This window comes from Mycobacterium sp. IS-836 (genome assembly GCF_001954275.1).
Taxonomy (GTDB): Bacteria; Actinomycetota; Actinomycetes; order Mycobacteriales; family Mycobacteriaceae; genus Mycobacterium.
In genome coordinates this window covers 30,516-50,033 of sequence record NZ_MBEU01000030.1, presented here as the reverse complement: position 1 = coordinate 50,033, position 19,518 = coordinate 30,516, and the positions used below count along the sequence as shown (strand labels likewise).

The following is a 19,518-nucleotide window of genomic DNA, read 5'->3' as shown; positions in this document are numbered from 1 at the left end:
CGCTGGGGCCCGGCGCGGTTTAGCGCGGTCAGGCCTCCAGAATCGCGGCCACGCCCTGTCCGCCGGCCGCACAGATCGAAATCAGCGCCCTTGCCGGCCCGCCGCCGTCCGCCTTCTTCTCGGCGAGCTGCTTGGCCGCCTGCGCGAGAATCCGCCCACCGGTGGCCGCGAAGGGGTGGCCCGCGGCCAGCGACGAGCCGTTGACATTGAGCTTGGAGCGATCGATTGACCCCAGCGCGGCGTCGAGGCCCAGCCGCTCCTTGCAGTACTCCTCGGACTCCCACGCGCCCAGATGCGTCAGCACCACCGAGGCGAACGCCTCATGGATTTCGTAGAAGTCGAAGTCCTGCAGGCTGAGACCGTTTCTCGCCAGCAGCCGCGGCACCGCGTACGTCGGGGCCATCAGCAGGCCGTCGCGCCCGTTGACGTAGTCGACGGCAGCGGTCTCGGCGTCCACCAGATAGGCCAGCGGCGCCAACGAATGTTCCTCGGCCCACTGTTCGCTGGCCAGCAGGGCCACCGAGGCGCCGTCGGTCAGCGGGGTGGAATTGCCCGCCGTCATCGTCGCGTCTCCGGCCTTGACCCCGAAAACCGGCCGCAGCGTGGCCAGCTTCTCGACGTTGGCCTCAGGCCGCAGGTTGTCGTCGCGGTACAACCCGAGAAACGGCGTGACGAGGTCGTCGAAGAAACCGCGGTCGTAGGCGTCGGACATTTTGCGATGGCTGGCGACCGCGAGCTCGTCCTGGTCGACGCGCTTGATCCCCATTTGCTTGGCGGTGATGGCGGCGTGCTCGCCCATCGACAGCCCGGTGCGCGGCTCGCTGTTGGCGGGGATTTCGATGCCCAGGGTGGCCGGCAGCGTGCCCACCAGCTTCAGCCGCTGGACATTGGACTTGGACCGGCGCAACTTCAGCAGAGTGCGACGCAGGTTGTCGCCCAGGCCGATCGGCGGGTCGGAGGTGGTGTCCACGCCACCGGCTGCGGCGACGTCGTATCGGCCCGCCGCGATGCCGTCGGCGGCGGCGATCGCCGCCTGCAGGCCGGTACCGCAGGCCTGTTGGATATCGAACGCGGGGGTATACGACGACAGCTCGGAACCAAGCACGCATTCGCGGGTCAGGTTGAAGTCGCGGCTGTGCTTGAGCACCGCGCCGCCGACCACCACGCCCAGCCGCTGGCCGCCCAGCCCGAACCGGTCCACCAGCCCACCCAGGGCGGCGGTGAACATGTCCTGGTTGGACGCCTCGGCGTAGGCGCCGTCCGATCTCGCGAACGGGATGCGATTGCCGCCCAGCACGGCAACTTTCCGCCTGGCGGGCTTGGATTCAGAGCTTGCAGAGGCCACGTTTATCTCCGGTTATCAGTTTGGGGTCGGCCATTTAGGGCCATCCTACCCACTGTTCTTACTCTCCTTACTCTGCAGTAAGTTCGTCCTCGATACCGTTGGCCTAGACGGCACAGGTCGACCTAGAAAGAAAGCGGAAGGCAGCTCAGTGGCTCCCAATCGTTCGTCCGATCTGTTCTCGCAGATTGTCAATTCCGGACCCGGATCGTTTGTGGCGAAGCAACTCGGCGTCCCGCAACCCGAGACCCTGCGCCGGTACTCCGCCGGTGATCCGCCGTTGGCCGGCGCCCTGCTGATCGGGGGTGCGGGGAGGGTGGTCGAGCCGGCGCGTGCGGCGCTGGAAAGGGACTACGACCTGGTTGGCAACAACCTGGGCGGCCGCTGGGCCGACCAGTTCGGCGGGCTGGTTTTCGACGCCACCGGAATCACCACGCCGGCCGGACTCAAGGCGCTGCACGACTTCTTCACCCCGCTGCTGCGCAACCTGGGTCACTGCGCGCGCGTCGTAGTCGTCGGCACCACGCCCGACCTGGCGGGAAGCACCGACGAGCGGATCGCGCAGCGCGCCCTGGAGGGCTTCACCCGCTCGCTGGGCAAGGAGGTGCGCAACGGAACGACGGTCGCGCTGGTGTACCTGTCGCCGGACGCCAAGCCGGCCGCGACGGGCCTGGAATCCACGCTGCGGTTCCTGCTGTCGGCCAAGTCGGCGTACGTCGACGGGCAGGTCTTCTACGTCGGCGCGGCCGACTCCACGCCGCCGGCTGACTGGGACCGGCCGCTGGACGGCAAGGTCGCGATCGTCACCGGCGCGGCCCGCGGGATCGGCGCCTGCATTGCCGAGGTGTTCGCCCGCGACGGCGCCCGCGTCGTCGCGATCGACGTGGAGTCCGCCGCCGAGGCCCTTGCCGAAACCGCCAGCCGCGTCGGGGGCACCGCGCTGTGGCTCGACGTCACCGCCGGCGACGCGGTCGACAAGATCACCGAGCACCTGCGCGACCACTACGCCGGGCACGCCGACGTCCTGGTCAACAACGCCGGAATCACCCGAGACAAACTGTTGGCCAACATGGACGATGCACGCTGGGATGCGGTCCTGGCCGTCAATCTTCTTGCCCCGCAACGGCTTACCGAAGGACTGGTCGGCAACGGCAGCATCGGCGAAGGGGGTCGGGTAGTCGGCCTGTCATCGATGGCCGGCATCGCCGGCAACCGCGGGCAGACGAACTACGCCACCACGAAGGCAGGGATGATCGGGCTCACCCAGGCGCTGGCTCCGGGACTCTACGACAAGGGCATCACTATCAACGCCGTCGCACCGGGTTTCATCGAAACCCAGATGACGGCCGCCATCCCGCTGGCCACCCGCGAGGTGGGCCGCCGGATGAACTCGCTGCTGCAGGGCGGCCAGCCCGTCGACGTCGCTGAGACCATCGCCTACTTCGCCAGCCCAGCGTCAAACGCGGTGACCGGCAACGTGATTCGGGTCTGCGGCCAGGCGATGCTGGGCGCATAGGTCCGAGGGGAACGCGATGAATCAGCCAAGCGGCCTAAAGAACCTGCTGCGCGCCGCCGCTGGGGCGCTACCGTTGGTGCCCCGGTCCGACCAGTTGCCCAGCCGCACGGTGACCGTCGAGGAATTGCCGATCGACCAGACCAACGTGGCCGAGTACGCGTCGCTGGCCGGCCTGCGCTATGGCAACAACGTGCCGCTGACCTATCCGTTCGCGCTGACCTTTCCCGCCATGATGTCGCTGGTGACCGGGTTCGACTTCCCCTTCGCCGCAATGGGATCGGTGCACACCGAGAACCACATCACGCAGTACCGGCCGATCGCGGTCACCGATACCGTGGGCGTGCGCGTGCACGCCGAGAACCTCCGCGAACACCGCAAGGGCCTGCTGGTCGACCTGGTGACCGACGTCAGCGTCGGCAACGAGACCGCGTGGCACCAGGTGACGACCTTCCTGCACCAGCAGCGCACCAGCCTGTCCGACGAGCCCAAGCCGCCCCCGCAGAAGCAGCCCAAGCTGCCCCCGCCGAGCACGGTGCTGCGCATTACCCCGGGCCAGATCCGGCGCTACGCCGTCGTCGGCGGGGATCACAACCCGATCCACACCAATCCGGTCGCCGCCAAGCTGTTCGGATTCCCGACGGTCATCGCGCACGGGATGTTCACTGCGGCAGCGGTATTGGCCAACATCGAAGGCATGCTTCCCGACGCCGTGACGTACTCGGTGCGGTTCGGCAAGCCAGTGCTGCTGCCCGCCACCACGGGGCTTTACATCGACAGGGGCGACGACGGCGGCTGGGATCTTTCGCTGCGCAACATCGCCAAGGGATATCCGCATCTGACCGGAACGGTCCGCGCGCTCTAGCCCGCGTGCGTCGAGCTAGATCTATCAGGGCCTAACACAAGCACTTTCAGCCCATGCGCGCCGCAGGCGGTCAGCAGGAAAACGAGGAACAGCCAGAGCGGGGGCCGCGCGAGTTCCCAGACGAAGATCGCGGCCCAGATCGGCGAGCCCTGGGTAACGGCGAGCACGCCCGCGGCGCCGCTCAGCGAGACCGCCGGCACATGCAAGTGCGTGCCGGCCAGCCAATTGACCGTCAGCACCAGGACCGCCCCCGCCGCCGCGCCGGTCGCCAGCGACGGGGTGAGCATTCCGCCGGCGCCGCCGGCGCGCAGGTACAGCGCGGTCAGCAGCGGTTTCAGGACCAGGATGACGGCGGCCGCCGATAGCGTGATCCCGCTGGCCAGGCTGACCGTCAGGATGCTTCGGCCGTTGCCGGGCAGCTCGGGCCACCAATGCGAGCAGATGCCCGTCGCCAGGCCCGCGGCGGCGAGGGCCGGGACGAGCACCCAGGTCCGCACCAGGCGGGCCGGGCGCGCGGCGGCCATGAGCCGATTGAACGCCAGCCCGACCACCAGGGCCAGCGGCGCCAACGCCAGGCCATGCGCGGTAACGAGATACGTCGACTCGCCGACCGGCCACTTGAGGTCGGGTTGATCGCCCGTGAGGGCCGAGCCGATCGCGACCGCGAGGCTGGACGACAGCAGCGCGGCGCCCAGCACTCGCGGATGCCAGGTGTTGAGCATGATCCGCGCCGAGAACAGCGCGCCGGCCAGCGGAACGGCGTAGACGGCGCCCAGCCCCGCACCGGCGGCGCATGCGAGCAGGATCTCGCGGTCGCGGGCCGACAGCCGCTTCAGCCATTCGGTGCCCAAATCGCCTAGGGCAGCGGCAAATTGGCGCGGTGCCCCCTCCCGGCCGAGGGATGCCCCGGAGCCGACCAGCAGCACCTGCAGGATGGCATCGACGCTCCACGACAGCCGCGGAATCCGGCCGCCGCTCGCGATGGTTTCCGCCAGCGGCGGCACCTCGCTTCGGCGCCGCAGGATCCACCAGCCCACTGCCGCCAGCGCGCCGCCGGCCATCGGCCCGACCGCGCGACGAACGGGGCTGCTGCCCGTGATGCCGGCCAGCAGCGTGCCGAAGCTGTAGTGGTAGGTGATGTGCTCGACGAAACGCAACACCTCCGTCGTCGCCAGCCCGGCGAACCCGGCGAGCAGGCCGACGATGACTACCGCGCAAAAGAACTCGTGGTTGCGGCGGGGCATTGCTCGAATCTATGTCAACGACTTGAGGCGTTCCGTAAATCATTGGTCCCGAGCAAAGATTTACCTTATGGCGGCTCCGCACCCCTCGATCGAAGCAATGACACCAGGGCAGACCTGCCATCGGCATGATCATCTCGCATGATGGCCGAAGCTGCCAACGAGCAACCCCAATCCAGAAGTCGCCTCGTCGCTTGGACGATTTTGAGTCTTTCCGCGACGGTATCGCTCGGTAGATGGGCGCCTACCGCGGCAGCCAACCCGCTGCTTGCGAGACCTCGCCGGGGATAGCGTTGCTGTACCAACCCAAACGGCTACTGAAGGTGCAACGATGCCAGATCGTCTGGAAGGGCTCAAGCTATCCCTTGCTCGGCCGGATGCGGTCCTCTTCATAGGTTCCGGCGTGTCCTGCTGGTCAGGCTTACCTACATGGGTCGGTTTACTCAACCAACTCGCAGATTTTATGGGCGAGCGGGGTCTTCCCACGCAGCTAATCCAGCGTGAGATATCGCGCGGTGATTTGCTTCAGGCAGCGAGTTACGGTTTCTATCAGCTCACCCCGTCGGAGCGGTCCGCCTTCCTACGTGATGCATGCAAGCTTGGCGAAAGTGAACCGTCGGAACTGCATGAAGCGATTACGAAGTTAGGGCCCACGGCCTTCATCACGACTAACTATGACAAGCTTCTAGAGGCTGCGCTTCACCGATACCGTCCAGACCGCTACTTCCGGGTGGTCGGGAATTGGGACATCATCGAGGTGCCCAACGTGATACAAGCTACAGCGAGAGACTTCGTATTCAAGCCTCACGGTGACATAGATAGCTCCGATTCCATTATCATTACCCGCGAAGATTATCGGAGTCTTCAAGGTGAAAAGAGATTCGTATTTGAATCACTCAAAATATTGCTTGCTACGCGGCCGGTGATCTTCATTGGGTTTGGACTTCGGGATCCAGATTTCCTATTAATAAAAGATACGCTCGCTGAAACTTTCAACGCAGGGGGGTTGTCGGACCAGTACGCGATTGTCGCGGATGTGGAGGCAGAAGAGATTCCCTATTGGCGCCAAAATTTTGGGATCCATCTAATCTCGTACGAGACGTCGCGCGACCATGACAACAACCACTATCCTCTGCTCGCCCTAATAGAATCGATTAGTCCAATCGTATCCTCAGCGGCAACCAGCCAGCATAATGGCCCAATCGAGAATGAAGCTGACGAACCCTGGAGCGAGCCAGATTACATTCTGCGACTCATTAGGCTTTGTGCACGAATGCAAATGCTGACGCCTGACCAATTGGCTGATGAGATTCCCCTCCGTATCCGCTTGCCTAGGATGCGTTGGAATCACAGAACCGACAAATACCTGCGCTTTAATGGGAGCTTGGCTGTGCAAGCGCTCTTGAAGATTTCCGGACGCGTTCTGCTCACTGCGTCCCCCGGTGCGGGTAAAACCTACACTTTGCGGGCCGTGACCCGCCGGGCAGCGATCAATGCACAGGCCGCTCTCCTAGAAGGAAATGTTGGTGTTAGGGTCCCCGTCTACGTCGAACTGAAGTCTTATTCTGGCGACCTCTGGGAACTGGTACAAAGCGTACTGCCGTTGGGTATCGATCTAGAGCACCTGGTAGACAACGATCTGATAATGATCCTTCTGGACGGAGTGAATGAGGTTGAAAGCAGCCATTTCGAGTCAGATAGTTTTGGTCGCGATCTCGCATCTTTTGTGAAGCGTATTGCAGACGCGCCATTAATTATTGCGTCTCGGAGCAATGTAGGACTTGGACAGACGGAGTTCATTGAATGCGTTCTTGATGAGGTCGACATTGAGTACGTTCAGAATCGAGTTCCCACGGATAATTTAGCGCTATTGCAGCTTGCACAAAAGCCACTATTTCTTCGTCTAGTCGAAGCAACTTCCGCTGTCGCTGATATCCCATCTCTACCGCAAGGACTCTATCTCGCATATTTTAATCAGATAAAAGATCGATTTGAGAGCAAATTCGACTTTGCCTTTGATTTTGTGCCAATGTTCGCAGCAGTCGCATTTGAATTAGTTAACGACGGGCGTCAAACATTCATGGCGTCGACTTTAACCCAATTGATTGAAGATGCTATCGGTGATCACATCGATCCAAACGCCGTTGCTAACTGGCTAATTGAGAGCGATGTACTCGTCCCGTTACCTGGCGCAAGATTGGCATTTGCTCACCATTCGCTGAGCGAATACTTGGCTGCGTATCAACTATCGCGGCTGTACACAGTGACACCCGGAATCGTACGTCGGTGCCTGAGCCGCCGAAGTTGGGATGTCGCTATCCTGCTCACGCTCGGCTTCTTGCCGACCGAGGAAGCCGATCAGCTTTTTGAGCGGATCCTGCACACGGATCCCAATTCAGCACTAGATGCCCTGGATTATGTTGAAATGGACCGCAGTGCGCTCCTGCGCTCGTGCCTTTTGTATATCGACCAGCTTGAAAATCTGTCTTTCGAAGAAGAACGAACATTAGCGCGAAGCCTTGAACGTGTGCAAACGAGTGCTGATTCAGCCGATCTGCTATGGCGCTTGTCCCATAGAGGAGGCCTTATCGGGGGCGCAGCTAGCAAGCTCTTAATGCAGCAATGTGCTCCTGATAACGTAGATAATACGGTTGACACCTTGCTCGGGTTAGCGATCGATCGCGATGACTACAACTTCAGTTCCGCGGTCGGGCGAGCTGTTGCATCACGTATTTCGAAGAAATCTATAGTGTCATTTCTCGAAAGAGTCAACGCGATCGAGGTACCGCTCTCTACGGCAGAAGCCTTGCGGCTGGGAGCTTCTGACGAATCCTATGTCGCGATCTCAGTTTTAGGCGAACACATCCTCGCCGGGACCTCGGCCGCTGAGGTCGCAGCGCTGGCCAATCTATCAGGCGGCCATAATTTGATTATTAAAGAAATAGTGTTAGATGCCATAAGCGGAGACGGGTCATTTGACGCTTTGCAAATTAGTGCTGCATTCATCGCAGATGGCTACCTCGGAGCCATATTCACACTTTATTCCCAGGTCCGCTTTCGCTCTCCGCGCGTCGAGGACGTTGACTCGATCTATTCAGCCCGTGTTCGGGAGATGCTATATGGCGCTATCTCTGGTCAAACTCGTGCTGGCATGTGGGCGGTGGAACTGCTGCGGGTGGCATGTGAGGTAAGCGCCGTGTGGCGGGCGCACGTACGCGAGGATCCATATCAGGGCTCAAGGCTTCGCACAGCAGCCTTTCTATACGCAGTTGGCGACGTCAGCCAATTTTTTGCCCACCTAGAAGATTTACTTCATAACGCTGACGCTGACAAAACCGATGCATGGATCCTCAGAGGCTGCACTGTTGATTGGAGCGGTCGAGAGAATCTGTTGATCGAGCTTCTCAAATTACGTGATGTCGAACTAGCCTATTCAATTTTTGAGCCCATGCTATATTTCACTGCGGCGGACCTTTCGCTTGAGCTGGACGATGCGGACTGGTGGATCGATTGGTTGTGTGAGCCAGTTCCAAGCGACGAATTCAGCCTATTCCCGGATAGGCTCGCTGAATTTATTGTTCGGTTCATGAGTTCAGAAACGGCCGCCAGGATCAAGGAACGATTCAACTATGGCGACGACAACACTCGACGAGCGCTGTCGGCATATGTGCTAAATCGCGACGACATTCTTCGCTTCGAAGAGTTGACGCCTGATTCTGTATCATGGCTGGTCGCGGATTTGGAACGGCGCGATCCGCCAAGGTGGCGAAGCCATCTTTTGGGAATCGTTGCGACACAGGATTTCACCGAGGCAGTACTTATACCGCTACTGGAAGATAATCCGTCGCAGGAGCTAAGAGACAATCTAAGGGAAGTGCTCCAAGAATGTGGCAGACGCCATGGCAAGCGTTATATAACCGTCGAAGACAGAATACTTGGGTGAAAATGCGTCAAATCGTCTTGATGGCCGTTTACACTTAATTCGTTGGAGTCGGTCAGCGCTGCAGCGGCATTGCAGACAAACAAAGGTCAGGCGACGCGCGATTCACGTTGCCCGTCGCGGGGGGCCATTTGTGTTTGCTGCGCCCGTCGACGTGGGGCAAACAGGGCATGACCCGCCCGGAAACGACTATGCGGACGGGCCTGTGTGGCATGAGTGATGGGACGTCATTGATCAACCGCGTCTAGCCGGCCGCGGCGTTGGAGCCGCCCGCCTCGGCGGCGGCTTCGCGGCCCTCGGGCCCGCCGCGCAGGCCATGCCAGAACAGGTCGATCATCAGCTGGGCCGCCTCGTCGACGTCGATGTCGCCGGTGGACAGCCGGTTGGCCATCGCTTCGCCCGCACCCACCAGGGCCACCGCCATCATCTGGTAGTCGATGTCCGGTCGTGGGGCGCGGCTGCCGGCCCGCACCAGCCCGGCCACCAGCTCGATGATCTGCTCGCGTCCCTCGCGCACGGTGTGCGCGAACGCCTGCGAGCTGATGGCCTGGGTGTACATCACGATCCACGACGCCCGATTGGCGTCGATGTAGCGCAGGAACGACCCGATCGTGTTGCGCAGCATGTCCCTTGGGTTTTGCGTGAAGTCGATGTCGGCGCGCACCGCGTCGATGAACCGGTTCAGCTCGCGGTCCAGGCACGCGCCGAACAGGTCCTCCTTGGAGCCGTAATACAGGTACAGCATCGGCTTGGAGATCTCCGCCTCGGCGGCGATCGCGTCCATCGAAGTTTCGTGGTAGCCGTTGACCGAGAACATCTGCACGGCGGCGTCGAGCATCTGCTGTTCGCGGACAGCACGCGGTAACCGCTTGGTACCACCTGCCATCGCTACGCCTCTCTAGCCCTCTGACTCCAGAGTAACGATGCCGTGGCGCGCTAGTGGCCGCACGCCTTATTGGGGCCCTTCATCGTCGCCACCCGCTGGAGCGACTCGTCCACGGCCGGCATCGTCAATTCGCCTGCGGCCACCGCCTTCTCGAGCCGGTCCAGGACCGCGGGCACCTCTTCGATGCTGACCCACAGCGCGACGTCGGTACCCGCCTGCAGGGTGCGCAGCACCGCGTCGGAGACGCCGTACCGATCGGAGATCGCGGCCATGCTGGACAGGTCGTCGCTGAACACCGGCCCATTGAAGGGCGGCGCGCCGTAGCCGGTGCCGGTGCGCAGCAGCTGCACCGCGGCCCGGCTCAGGCTCGCCGGGTCGTCGCCGGTCAGCCCGGGAACCTGCAGGTGACCGATCATGACTGCGACCGGGAGCTGACTCACCAGCGTCCGGTAGGGCACCAGGTCGTTGGCCTCCAGGTCGCTGAGCGGCGGCGTGACGACGCCGCCCTTGTGTGAATCACCCGAGCCGTGCCCGTGGCCGGGGAAATGCTTGAGCACCGGCAGCAGTCCGGCGTCCCGCAGACCCTGCGCGTAGGCCCCGGCGTACGCGGTGACCGTGCCGGGATCGGCGCTGAACGAGCGGTCACCGATGACGCCGTCCGGGGCGTCGGTGACGTCGACCACCGGGGCGAAGTCGACGGTGATGCCCAGCTCGCGCATCTTTTTGCCGCGGTCCAACTCCAGGTCGTGGACTTGCTGCACCGTCTGGGTCTGCGCCAGCTGCCGGGCCGAGGGGGCCACCCCGATCAGCGACTTCAGCCGCGAAACCCGGCCACCTTCTTCGTCGACACCCACCGCAAGCGGTAGGGGCCCCGCGCTGCGGGCGATCTCGGCCAGCCCACCCTGGAAAATCGACAGGTCCGTCCAGCCGCCGATGATGATCCCGCCGACGTGGGAGTTGTTGACGACGACCCGGGCTTCGTCGGCGTTCCTCACCCCCACCATCAGCAGCTGTGCCAGCTTGTCGCGGGTCGACAGCGCGGCCGTCGGGTCGCCGCACACCGGCGGCGCGGGAGCGGCCACCGGCTTGCTGACCGTCGACGAGGGGTGCCGTGCGGAGTCGTGGCCGCATGCCACCAGCACCGTCATGGCGGCCAGCACGGCCAGGATGCGCGGAAAAGCCATCGGGACATGTTGTCACGAACGGCGTTTCATCTCCGACGTCAGGGGGCATCAGCGGTACGTTGCCATTCGACGGGGGCCGGTAACCCCAGTTGACTGGCAGGGAGGAGCCAGCGATGACCGGGTTCACACTGGCCGTCGCCGCCAGCATCGCGGCGGGCCTCTCGATCGGCGCCGCCGCGACCGTCGGCGTCACCCTCGCCGTGCACGACCACAGCGCGGCGCCCGTGCAGGGCCCCCCACCTCCGTCCGCGCCGCACCTGGTGAACTACGGCGACCGGTGCTTTCACGGGCATTGCATACCGTGGCCATGAGGGCGACTCGGGCACCGGGGCCGCGACCGCGCTTCTGCTAGGTTGACGTTTGGGTTGCCCACCGTCCCGACCGCGAAGTCAAGGAGCCATCGATGAACCGGATCATTGCGCCCGCCGCCGCGAGCGTCGTGGTCGGACTGCTGCTGGGCGCGGCCGCGATCTTCGGGATCACGCTGATGGTGCAACAGGACACGAAGCCGCCACTCCCCGGGGGCGATCCGCAGTCGTCAGTGCTCAACCGGGTCGAGTACGGCAACCGTAGCTAGCCCGGCCGCGGGTTCGGCACACGCGGATCCCGCGGAAACGGCGTCGGGCTCGTCGGCGGCGCCGTTGTCGCGCCGGTGGTTGGCGTTGGTCTCCGCGATCGCGCTGGCGCTGACGTTCGCCCAATCCCCGGGGCAGGTGTCCCCCGACACCAAACTCGACCTCACCGCCAACCCGCTGCGCTTTCTGGCCCGGGCGACCAACCTGTGGAACAGCGACCTGCCCTTCGGCCAGGCGCAGAATCAGGCCTACGGCTACCTGTTTCCGCACGGCACGTTCTTTTTGCTGGGCCATTTTCTGGGTTTGCCCGGATGGGTGACCCAACGGCTGTGGTGGGCGCTGCTGCTGACGGTCGGCTTCTGGGGGCTGCTGCGGGTCGCCGAGACGCTGGGCATCGGCAGCCCGACGGCACGCCTGATCGGTGCGGCGGCGTTCGCGCTGTCCCCGCGCGTGTTGACCACCCTCGGGTCGATCTCGTCGGAAACGCTGCCGATGATGCTGGCGCCGTGGGTGTTGCTGCCCACGATCTTGGCGCTGCGTGGGTCGTCCGGCCGCTCGGTGCGGGCGCTGGCCGCCCAGGCGGGCCTGGCCGTCGCGTTGATGGGCGCGGTCAACGCCATCGCGACGCTGGCCGGTTGCCTGCCCGCGGTGATCTGGTGGGCCTGTCACCGGCCGAACCGGTTGTGGTGGCGCTACACGGCGTGGTGGCTGCTGGCCTTGTCCCTGGCGATGCTGTGGTGGGTCGTGGCGCTGGGGCTGCTGCGCAGCGTCAGCCCCCCATTCCTGGACTTCATCGAATCCTCCGGCGTGACGACGCAATGGTCGTCGCTGGTGGAGATGCTGCGCGGCACCGAGAGCTGGACCCCGTTCGTGGCGCCGACCGCCACCGCGGGCGCGCCGCTGGTGACCGGGTCGGCGGCGATCCTGGGCACCTGCCTCGTCGCCGCGGCGGGGCTGGCCGGGCTGGCCAGCCCGGCGATGCCGGCGCGGGGACGGCTGGTCACGATGCTGTTGGTCGGCGTGGCGCTGATGGCCGTCGGCTACAGCGGCGGGCTGGGCTCACCGCTGGCCCACCAGGTGCAGGCATTCCTGGACGCCGCCGGCGCGCCCCTGCGCAACGTGCACAAGCTGGACGTGGTGATCCGGATCCCCATCGCGCTGGGCATCGCGCAGTTGCTGGGCCGGATACCGCTACCCGGCAGCGCTCCGTTGCCCGTGTGGCTACGGGCGTTCGCCCACCCCGAGCGCGACAAGCGGGTCGCCGCGACGGTGGTGATCCTGACCGCCCTGGCGGTCAGCACCTCGCTGGCATGGACGGGCCGGCTGGCCCCGCCGGGCACCTTCAGCGCGATACCCCGGTACTGGCAGGAGGCCGCCGACTGGCTCAGCGAACACAATTCGGGTTCGCCGGCCCCGGGGCGGGTGCTGGTGATCCCGGGGGCACCGTTCGCCACCCAGGTGTGGGGCACCAGCCACGACGAGCCGCTGCAGGTGCTCGGCAGCAGCCCGTGGGGGGTGCGCGACTCCATCCCGTTGACACCGCCGCAGACCATCCGGGCGCTCGATTCGGTGCAACGGCTGTTCGCCGCCGGACGCCCCTCGCCGGGCCTGGCTGATACCCTTGCCCGCCAAGGCATTTCGTATGTGGTGCTGCGCAACGACCTGGATCCCGAGACGTCACGCTCGGCGCGCCCCATCCTGGTGCATCGCGCCGTCGACGGTTCGCCGGGGCTGCAGAAGGTGGCACAGTTCGGCACCCCGGTGGGGCCGGGCACGCTAGCCGGGTTCGTCGCCGACAGCGGGCTGCGGCCGCGATACCCGGCCGTGGAGATCTACCGGGTGGCGGGCGCCGGCGCTCCCGGCGCGCCCTACTTCGCCGACGCGGATCGGCTGGCCCGGGTCGACGGCGGACCCGAGGCGCTGCTGCGCCTCGACGAGCGGCGACGGCTGCTGGGCCGGCCGCCGCTGGGTCCGGTGCTGATGACTTCTGATGTGCAGGACGCCCGCGGCGCAGGGCTGGCGGCGCCCCTGGTCACCGTCACCGACACCCCGGTGGCCCGCGAGACCGACTACGGCCGCGTCGACCAGCATTCGTCGGCGATCCGGGCGCCGGGGGACGCGCGGCATACCTTCAACCGGGTGCCCGATTACCCGGTGCCCGGCGCCGACCCGGTGTTCGGGGCCTGGACCGGCGGCCGCATCACCGTGTCGAGTTCGTCGTCGGACTCCACCGCGATGCCCGACGTCGCGCCGGCAACCTCGCCCGCCGCCGCGATCGACGGCGACTCCGGGACCGCGTGGGTGTCCAACGCTCTGCAGTCGGCCGTGGGGCAGTGGCTGCAGGTGGATTTCGACCACCCGGTGGCCAACGGAGCCATCACCATCACGCCGAGCGCGACGGCCGTCGGCGCCCAGGTCCGCCGCATCCTGGTCGAGACCGCCAACGGCAGCACCACGCTGCGGTTCGACGAGCCCGGCAAACCGCTCGCGGCGGCCCTGCCCTACGGGGAAACCCCGTGGGTGCGGGTCACCGCCGCCGGCACCGACGACGGTTCCCCAGGCGTGCAGTTCGGCATCACCGACCTGTCGATCACCCAATACGACGCTTCGGGATTCGCCCACCAGGTCAGCCTGCGGCACACCGTTCGGGTGCCCGGGCCGCCGCCGGGTTCGGCGATCGCGGCCTGGGACCTGGGATCGGAACTGCTCGGCAGGCCGGGCTGCGCCCAGGCGCCCGACGGCGTGCGCTGCGCGGCGTCGATGGCGCTGGCGCCGGAGGAGCCGGTCAATTTCAGCCGCACCCTGAGTGTCGCCGCCCCGGTGTCGGTGACGCCGACGGTGTGGGTGCGGCCACGGCAGGGACCCAAGCTGGCCGATCTGGTCGCCGAGCCGAATACCATTCGGGCCCAAGGCGATTCGGACGCCGTGGACATCCTCGGCTCTGCGTTTGCCGCCACTGACGGCGACCCGGCGACCGCGTGGACGGCGCCGCAGCGGGTGGTGCAACACAAGTCGCCGCCGACGCTGACCGTCACACTGCCGCGCCCCACCGAGGTCGCCGGGCTGCGCGTGGCCCCCAGCCGGTCGGCGTTGCCGGCGCACCCGACGATGCTGGCCGTGAACCTGGGCGACGGCCCGCAGGTCCGCGAGCTCAAGGCCGGCACGCCGCAAACCCTGCCGCTGAAACCGCGCGTGACCGACACCGTCACCATCAGCCTGCTCGACTGGGAAGACGTCATCGACCGCAACGCCCTGGGCTTCGATCAGCTCAAGCCGCCGGGGCTGGCCGAGGTGACGGTGCTAGGGACCGACGGCAATCCGGTCGCGCCCGCCGACGCCAGTCGCAACCGATCGCGCGAGATCACCGTCGCCTGCGACCACGGCCCGGTCATCGCCGTCGCGGGGCGCTTCGTCCACACCTCGATCCGCACCACCGCGGGCGCACTGCTGGACGGCGAACCGATCGAAGCGGTGCCGTGCGAACGCGACCCGATCGCGCTGCCCGCTGGCCAACAGGAGCTGTTGATCAGCCCCGGGGACCAATTCGTCGTGGACGGAGCCCAGCTGACGACCGCCGCCGAAATGCCAAGCGCGACCCCGGTTCCCGCCCAAACCGGGGCGTGGGGTCCCGACCGGCGCGAAGTGCGGGCCCCCGCGTCGGCGAACGCGCGGATGCTGGTCATTCCCGAGAGCATCAACCCCGGCTGGGTGGCGCGCACCAGCACCGGGACCCGGCTGACGCCCGTCGCCGTCAACGGCTGGCAGCAGGGCTGGGTGGTGCCGGCGGGCGACCCCGGCACGATCACGCTGACCTTCGCCAGCAACTCGCTGTACCGGGCCGGGCTGGCGGTGGGACTGGCGCTGCTGCCGCTGCTGGCCGTGCTCGCGTTGTGGCGCACGCGGCGGGGGCGCGACGACGACGCGCCCGCGACACCGTGGCGGCCCGGCCCGTGGGCCGGGGTGGCGGTGCTGGCCGCGGGAACGGTGATCGCCGGCGTGGCCGGGCTGGTCGTCGCCGCGGCGGCGCTCGGTCTGCGGTATGCGCTGCGCGACCGGCCGCGTTGGCGCGACGGTGCGACCGTCGCGCTGAGCGCCGGCGGGCTGATCCTGGCCGGGGCCCAGCTGTCCCGCTATCCCTGGCGGTCGGTCGGCGGGTACGCCGGTCATTCCGCGAATGTGCAACTGCTGGCACTCATTTCGCTTGGCGTGCTAGCGGCTTCGGTCATGGTCCTGCCGGATCGGACGCCCCCGCGCCGCGACGAATGACGCCGAAGGGATTGGCTACCGGTTTACCTGCTGGTTGACTGGCTATGCGGGTGGTGCAATCGCCACCGTCCGAGGAGTTACGGCCATGGGATGGATCTCCGCGCCCGAATACTGGCTGGGCAGGCTGGTGCTCGAGCGCGGCGCCGCGGCGCTGTACCTGATCGCGTTCCTGGCGGCGGCCCTGCAGTTCCGCGCCCTCATCGGCGAGCACGGAATCCTGCCGGTGCCCCGGTTTTTGGCCGGCCAGACGTTCTGGCGAACTCCGAGCATCTTCCATCTGCGCTACTCCGACCGATGGTTCGCGGGTGTCTCGTGGTTCGGTGCGGCGCTGTCGGCGGCCGTCCTTGCCGGCGCGGCCAACCTGGCGCCGCTGTGGGCCGCGATGCTGATGTGGCTGACGCTGTGGGTGCTCTACCTTTCGATCGTCAACGTCGGGCAGACGTGGTACTCGTTCGGCTGGGAATCGCTGCTGCTGGAAACCGGCTTCCTGGCGATCTTTCTCGGCAACGACCGCGTCGCGCCGCCGATCCTGACGTTATGGATGGCGCGCTTGCTGCTGTTCCGGGTTGAGTTCGGCGCCGGGCTGATCAAGATGCGCGGCGACCCGTGCTGGCGCGATCTGACCTGCCTGTACTACCACCACGAAACCCAGCCGATGCCGGGGCCGCTGAGTTGGTTCTTCCATCACCTGCCGAGGCCGCTGCACCGGATCGAGGTGGCGGGCAACCATTTCGCGCAGCTCGTGGTGCCGTTCGGGTTGTTCGCGCCGCAGCCGGTGGCCAGCGTCGCCGCGGCGATCGTGGTGGTCACCCAGCTGTGGCTGGTGGCATCGGGCAACTTCGCGTGGCTCAACTGGGTGACGATCATCCTGGCTTTCAGCGCCATCGACGACTCGTCGGTGGCGGCGGTGCTTCCGATGCCCGCGCGTCCGGAGCTGTCGCCGACACCGCAGTGGTTCGCCGCCCTGGTGGTTGCCTTCACCGCGGCCGTGCTGTTCATGACCTACTGGCCGGTGCGCAACATGCTGTCGTCGCATCAGCGAATGAACATGTCGTTCAACCCATTTCATTTGGTGAACACCTACGGCGCCTTCGGCAGCATCGGCCGCGTCCGCCGCGAGGTGGTCATCGAAGGAACCGAAGAAGAGCGGCTTACCCCGAACACCGTCTGGAAGGAATACGAATTCAAGGGCAAGCCCGGTTCCGTTCGCCAGCTGCCCGGGCAGTGGGCGCCGTATCACCTGCGGCTGGACTGGCTGATGTGGTTTGCGGCCATCTCACCCGGCTACGCCCACCAGTGGCTGACGCCCCTGCTGCAGCGGCTGCTGCGTAACGATCGGCCGACGCTGCGTTTGTTGCGGCGCAACCCTTTCCCCGAGTCGCCACCCACGTATGTGCGCGCGCAGCTCTACCAGTACCGCTTCACGACCTGGGCCGAGCTGCGCCGCGACCGGGCATGGTGGCATCGCACGCTGATCGGCGGCTACGTCCGGCCGATGGCGCTAGATCACAGTGTCTCGTCCAGCTCGCCGAGCCGGTCGGTCAACCGCAGGTTCTCGGAGTAGTCGACCGGGCAATTGATCAGCGACACGCCGTCGTCGGCAAGCGCGGCCTTCAGCGTCGGCAACAGTTCGTCGGCACTCTTGATCTGATATCCCTTGGCGCCGAAGCTTTCCGCGTAGGTGACGATGTCGGGGTTGGTGAATCTCACGTAGTGATGCTCACCGAGTTCGAGGTCCATCTTCCATTCGATGAGGCCGTACCCGCCGTCCTCCCAAATCAACACCACCAGCGGTATCCGTTCCCGAACCGCGGTCTCGATCTCCTGCGAGCTCATCATGAACGCGCCGTCGCCCACGACGGCCAGCACCTTGCAGTCGGGTCGCGCTAGCTTGACACCCAGCGCGCCGGGCAGCGCAAAACTCATGGTGGACAAGCCGTTTGAGACCAAACAGGTATTGCACTCGAACGTCGGGTACAGCCGAGCCATCCACATCTTGGTGGCACCGGTGTCCACCAGGACGACGTCGCTGCGGCCCAGCGCGGCACGGGTGTCGGCTACCACCCGCTGCGGCGCCAGCGGATAGCGCGAATCCTGTTGTCCCCGAGCGAATTCCTCAGCGAGCAGACCGGAACCGGGTATCTCCGGGTCGGCGTCGAACCGGTGCTCGCCGAGCGCCTCCCGCAGTGCGTCGAGCGAGGCGCTGATATCGCCGACGATCCCGACGTCGACGGAATAGTGCGCGTCGACCTCGGCCGGGAAACGATGGATGTGGATGATCTTCTTGTCGGCCTTCGGGTTGATCCGGACCGGGTCGAATTCCTGCAGCTCGTAGCCGACCGCGATGACCACGTCGGCGTTGTCGAACCCGAAGTTGACGTAGTCATGGCGCATGAACCCCAGCGTCCCGATGCTGTTGGGGTGGTCGTCGGGCATCACGCCCTTGCCGTGAAACGTGTTGGCCACCGGGATGCCGAACTCCTCGGAGAACCGCACGAGGGCCGCCGTCGCGTCGCCGCGGGCCGCCCCGTGGCCGGCCAGCACCACCGGTCGCTTGGCCTCGCGCAGGATGTCGACCGCGCGCGCCACCTGCCGAAACGCGGGCGCCTCGGCGCGGACGACGTTGCGCGGCAACGGGGTCAGGTCGTAGTCGTTGTCGTCGGCGTCGATGTGTTCGGGCACCGCCAGATAGACGGCGGCGGGGCGTTCGGCCTCGGCAAGCTTGAACGCCTTGCGGAACATCTCCGGTATGGCGCGTGTCGTCGGGATACCGGCGGCCCAGCGGGTGATCGGCGCGAACATCGACACCAGGTCGACGTACTGGTGCGACTCCTTGTACTGACGGTCCTGGCCCACCTGCGCGGAGATCGCGACCATCGGGGTGCTGTTGGTGGTGGCATCGGCCACCCCGAGCTGCATGTTGATCGCCCCCGGGCCCAGGGTGGACGACACCACCGCCGCGCGGCCGGTGACCCGTCCGTACATCTCGGCCATGAACGAGGCCGCCTGCTCGTGCCGGGTGAGCACGTAGCGGATGTCCGAGGCGGCCAGCGCCTGCACAAAGCGGATGTTCTCCTCGCCCGGTAGCCCGAAGACCACGGAAACGCCCTCGTTTTCCAGGCACTTGACCATCAGCTCGGCGGCTTTAATCATCCGGCACCTCCCTTTGGCCACAGTAGTGGCGGCACCGCCGCTTCAGTCGCGGTGTGGCCCCGTCGGGATCAGCGCGAGGACGGGAATCGTGCGGGTGGTCTTGCGTTCGTACTCCGCGAATCCGGGGTATCGCTTGGCTTGTTCGGCGTATTTCTCGTCGCGCTCGGCGCCGGTGAGTTCGACGGCACGCACGTCGAGGTGCTCGTCGCCGACCTCGATGCTGGCGTTGGGGTTCGCCACCAGGTTCCAGTACCAGGCTGGGTTGCGGTCGGCCCCCGCCGCGGAGGCGAAGACCAGGTAGCGGTCCCCGTCGGGCAGGTACATCATCGGGCTGACCCGCTCCTCGCCGCTGCGGGCCCCGATGCTGTGCAGCAACAGGACCGGGGCGCCTTCGAACTGCCCGCCGATCCGGCCGTGGTTGGCGCGAAACTCCTCGATGTTGCGCCGATTGAAGTCACTGACGTCACTGCCGGTCATGATGCCTCCTGCGGTGGGTGGGGATGTTCATGTCGAAGTGGCAGGCTGGTAGCAGACGCCCCCGCCAACCCACCAG

At 65.8% G+C, this 19,518-nt stretch carries 13 protein-coding genes; 7 read left to right on the top strand and 6 right to left on the bottom strand.

The genetic code is table 11. The annotated features are described in order from the left end of the window. Positions 1-28 precede the first annotated feature (28 nt). Positions 29-1,345 carry an acetyl-CoA C-acetyltransferase gene (locus tag A5747_RS09950; protein ID WP_076123643.1) on the bottom strand — a complete coding sequence of 439 codons (1,317 nt, stop codon included), beginning with the start codon at positions 1,343-1,345 and terminating at the stop codon, positions 29-31. Between the two features lie 148 nt (positions 1,346-1,493). Here A5747_RS09950 and A5747_RS09945 point away from each other — a divergent pair, with 148 nt between their 5' ends. Together A5747_RS09945 and A5747_RS09940 are read left to right on the top strand one after the other, a co-directional pair. Next, positions 1,494-2,858 carry a 3-oxoacyl-ACP reductase gene (locus A5747_RS09945; RefSeq protein WP_076123642.1) on the top strand — a complete coding sequence of 455 codons (1,365 nt, stop codon included), beginning with the start codon at positions 1,494-1,496 and terminating at the stop codon, positions 2,856-2,858. Positions 2,859-2,874: 16 nt separating this feature from the next. Next, the gene (locus A5747_RS09940; protein WP_076123641.1) at positions 2,875-3,720 is read left to right on the top strand and encodes a MaoC/PaaZ C-terminal domain-containing protein; all 846 of its coding nucleotides are present in this window, start codon (positions 2,875-2,877) and stop codon (positions 3,718-3,720) included. Here A5747_RS09940 and A5747_RS09935 read toward each other — a convergent pair. Then, the gene (locus A5747_RS09935; RefSeq protein WP_076123640.1) at positions 3,717-4,964 is read right to left on the bottom strand and encodes a chloride channel protein; all 1,248 of its coding nucleotides are present in this window, start codon (positions 4,962-4,964) and stop codon (positions 3,717-3,719) included. The genes A5747_RS09940 and A5747_RS09935 overlap by 4 nt on opposite strands. Positions 4,965-5,292: 328 nt before the next feature. Here A5747_RS09935 and A5747_RS09930 point away from each other — a divergent pair, with 328 nt between their 5' ends. Beyond that, the gene (locus A5747_RS09930; RefSeq protein WP_083700284.1) at positions 5,293-8,904 is read left to right on the top strand and encodes an SIR2 family protein; all 3,612 of its coding nucleotides are present in this window, start codon (positions 5,293-5,295) and stop codon (positions 8,902-8,904) included. Positions 8,905-9,145: 241 nt separating this feature from the next. Here A5747_RS09930 and A5747_RS09925 read toward each other — a convergent pair whose 3' ends face one another. Both A5747_RS09925 and A5747_RS09920 read right to left on the bottom strand, forming a co-directional pair. Continuing rightward, positions 9,146-9,787 carry a TetR/AcrR family transcriptional regulator gene (locus A5747_RS09925; RefSeq protein WP_076123638.1) on the bottom strand — a complete coding sequence of 214 codons (642 nt, stop codon included), beginning with the start codon at positions 9,785-9,787 and terminating at the stop codon, positions 9,146-9,148. A 50-nt stretch (positions 9,788-9,837) separates the two neighbouring features. Next, positions 9,838-10,971 (bottom strand): glycoside hydrolase family 3 N-terminal domain-containing protein, encoded by a 1,134-nt coding sequence (locus A5747_RS09920; RefSeq protein WP_076123637.1) that lies wholly within the window; start codon positions 10,969-10,971, stop codon positions 9,838-9,840. A gap of 113 nt (positions 10,972-11,084) precedes the next feature. On the opposite strand from A5747_RS09920, the gene A5747_RS09915 reads away from it, so the two are divergent. The 4 genes from A5747_RS09915 to A5747_RS09900 all read left to right on the top strand — a co-directional run bounded on the left by A5747_RS09915 (position 11,085) and on the right by A5747_RS09900 (position 17,376). Beyond that, on the top strand, positions 11,085-11,282 hold the full coding sequence (locus A5747_RS09915; RefSeq protein WP_076123636.1) for a DUF2613 domain-containing protein: 198 nt from the start codon (positions 11,085-11,087) through the stop codon (positions 11,280-11,282). A gap of 92 nt (positions 11,283-11,374) precedes the next feature. Then, the gene (locus A5747_RS09910; RefSeq protein ID WP_065443914.1) at positions 11,375-11,548 is read left to right on the top strand and encodes a DUF2613 domain-containing protein; all 174 of its coding nucleotides are present in this window, start codon (positions 11,375-11,377) and stop codon (positions 11,546-11,548) included. A gap of 64 nt (positions 11,549-11,612) precedes the next feature. Next, positions 11,613-15,812, top strand: a complete 4,200-nt coding sequence (locus A5747_RS09905; protein WP_076123635.1) for an alpha-(1->3)-arabinofuranosyltransferase — start codon at positions 11,613-11,615, stop codon at positions 15,810-15,812. A gap of 85 nt (positions 15,813-15,897) precedes the next feature. Beyond that, complete coding sequence (locus A5747_RS09900) at positions 15,898-17,376, top strand: lipase maturation factor family protein (RefSeq protein WP_076123634.1); 1,479 nt, start codon at positions 15,898-15,900, stop codon at positions 17,374-17,376. Here A5747_RS09900 and A5747_RS09895 read toward each other — a convergent pair. Both A5747_RS09895 and A5747_RS09890 read right to left on the bottom strand, forming a co-directional pair. After that, the gene (locus A5747_RS09895; protein ID WP_076123633.1) at positions 17,319-18,965 is read right to left on the bottom strand and encodes an acetolactate synthase large subunit; all 1,647 of its coding nucleotides are present in this window, start codon (positions 18,963-18,965) and stop codon (positions 17,319-17,321) included. The genes A5747_RS09900 and A5747_RS09895 overlap by 58 nt on opposite strands. Before the next feature lie 42 nt (positions 18,966-19,007). Beyond that, a complete protein-coding gene (locus tag A5747_RS09890) occupies positions 19,008-19,442 on the bottom strand; it encodes a nitroreductase family deazaflavin-dependent oxidoreductase (protein WP_076123632.1) in 435 nt (144 codons plus the stop codon). Positions 19,443-19,518 lie beyond the last annotated feature (76 nt).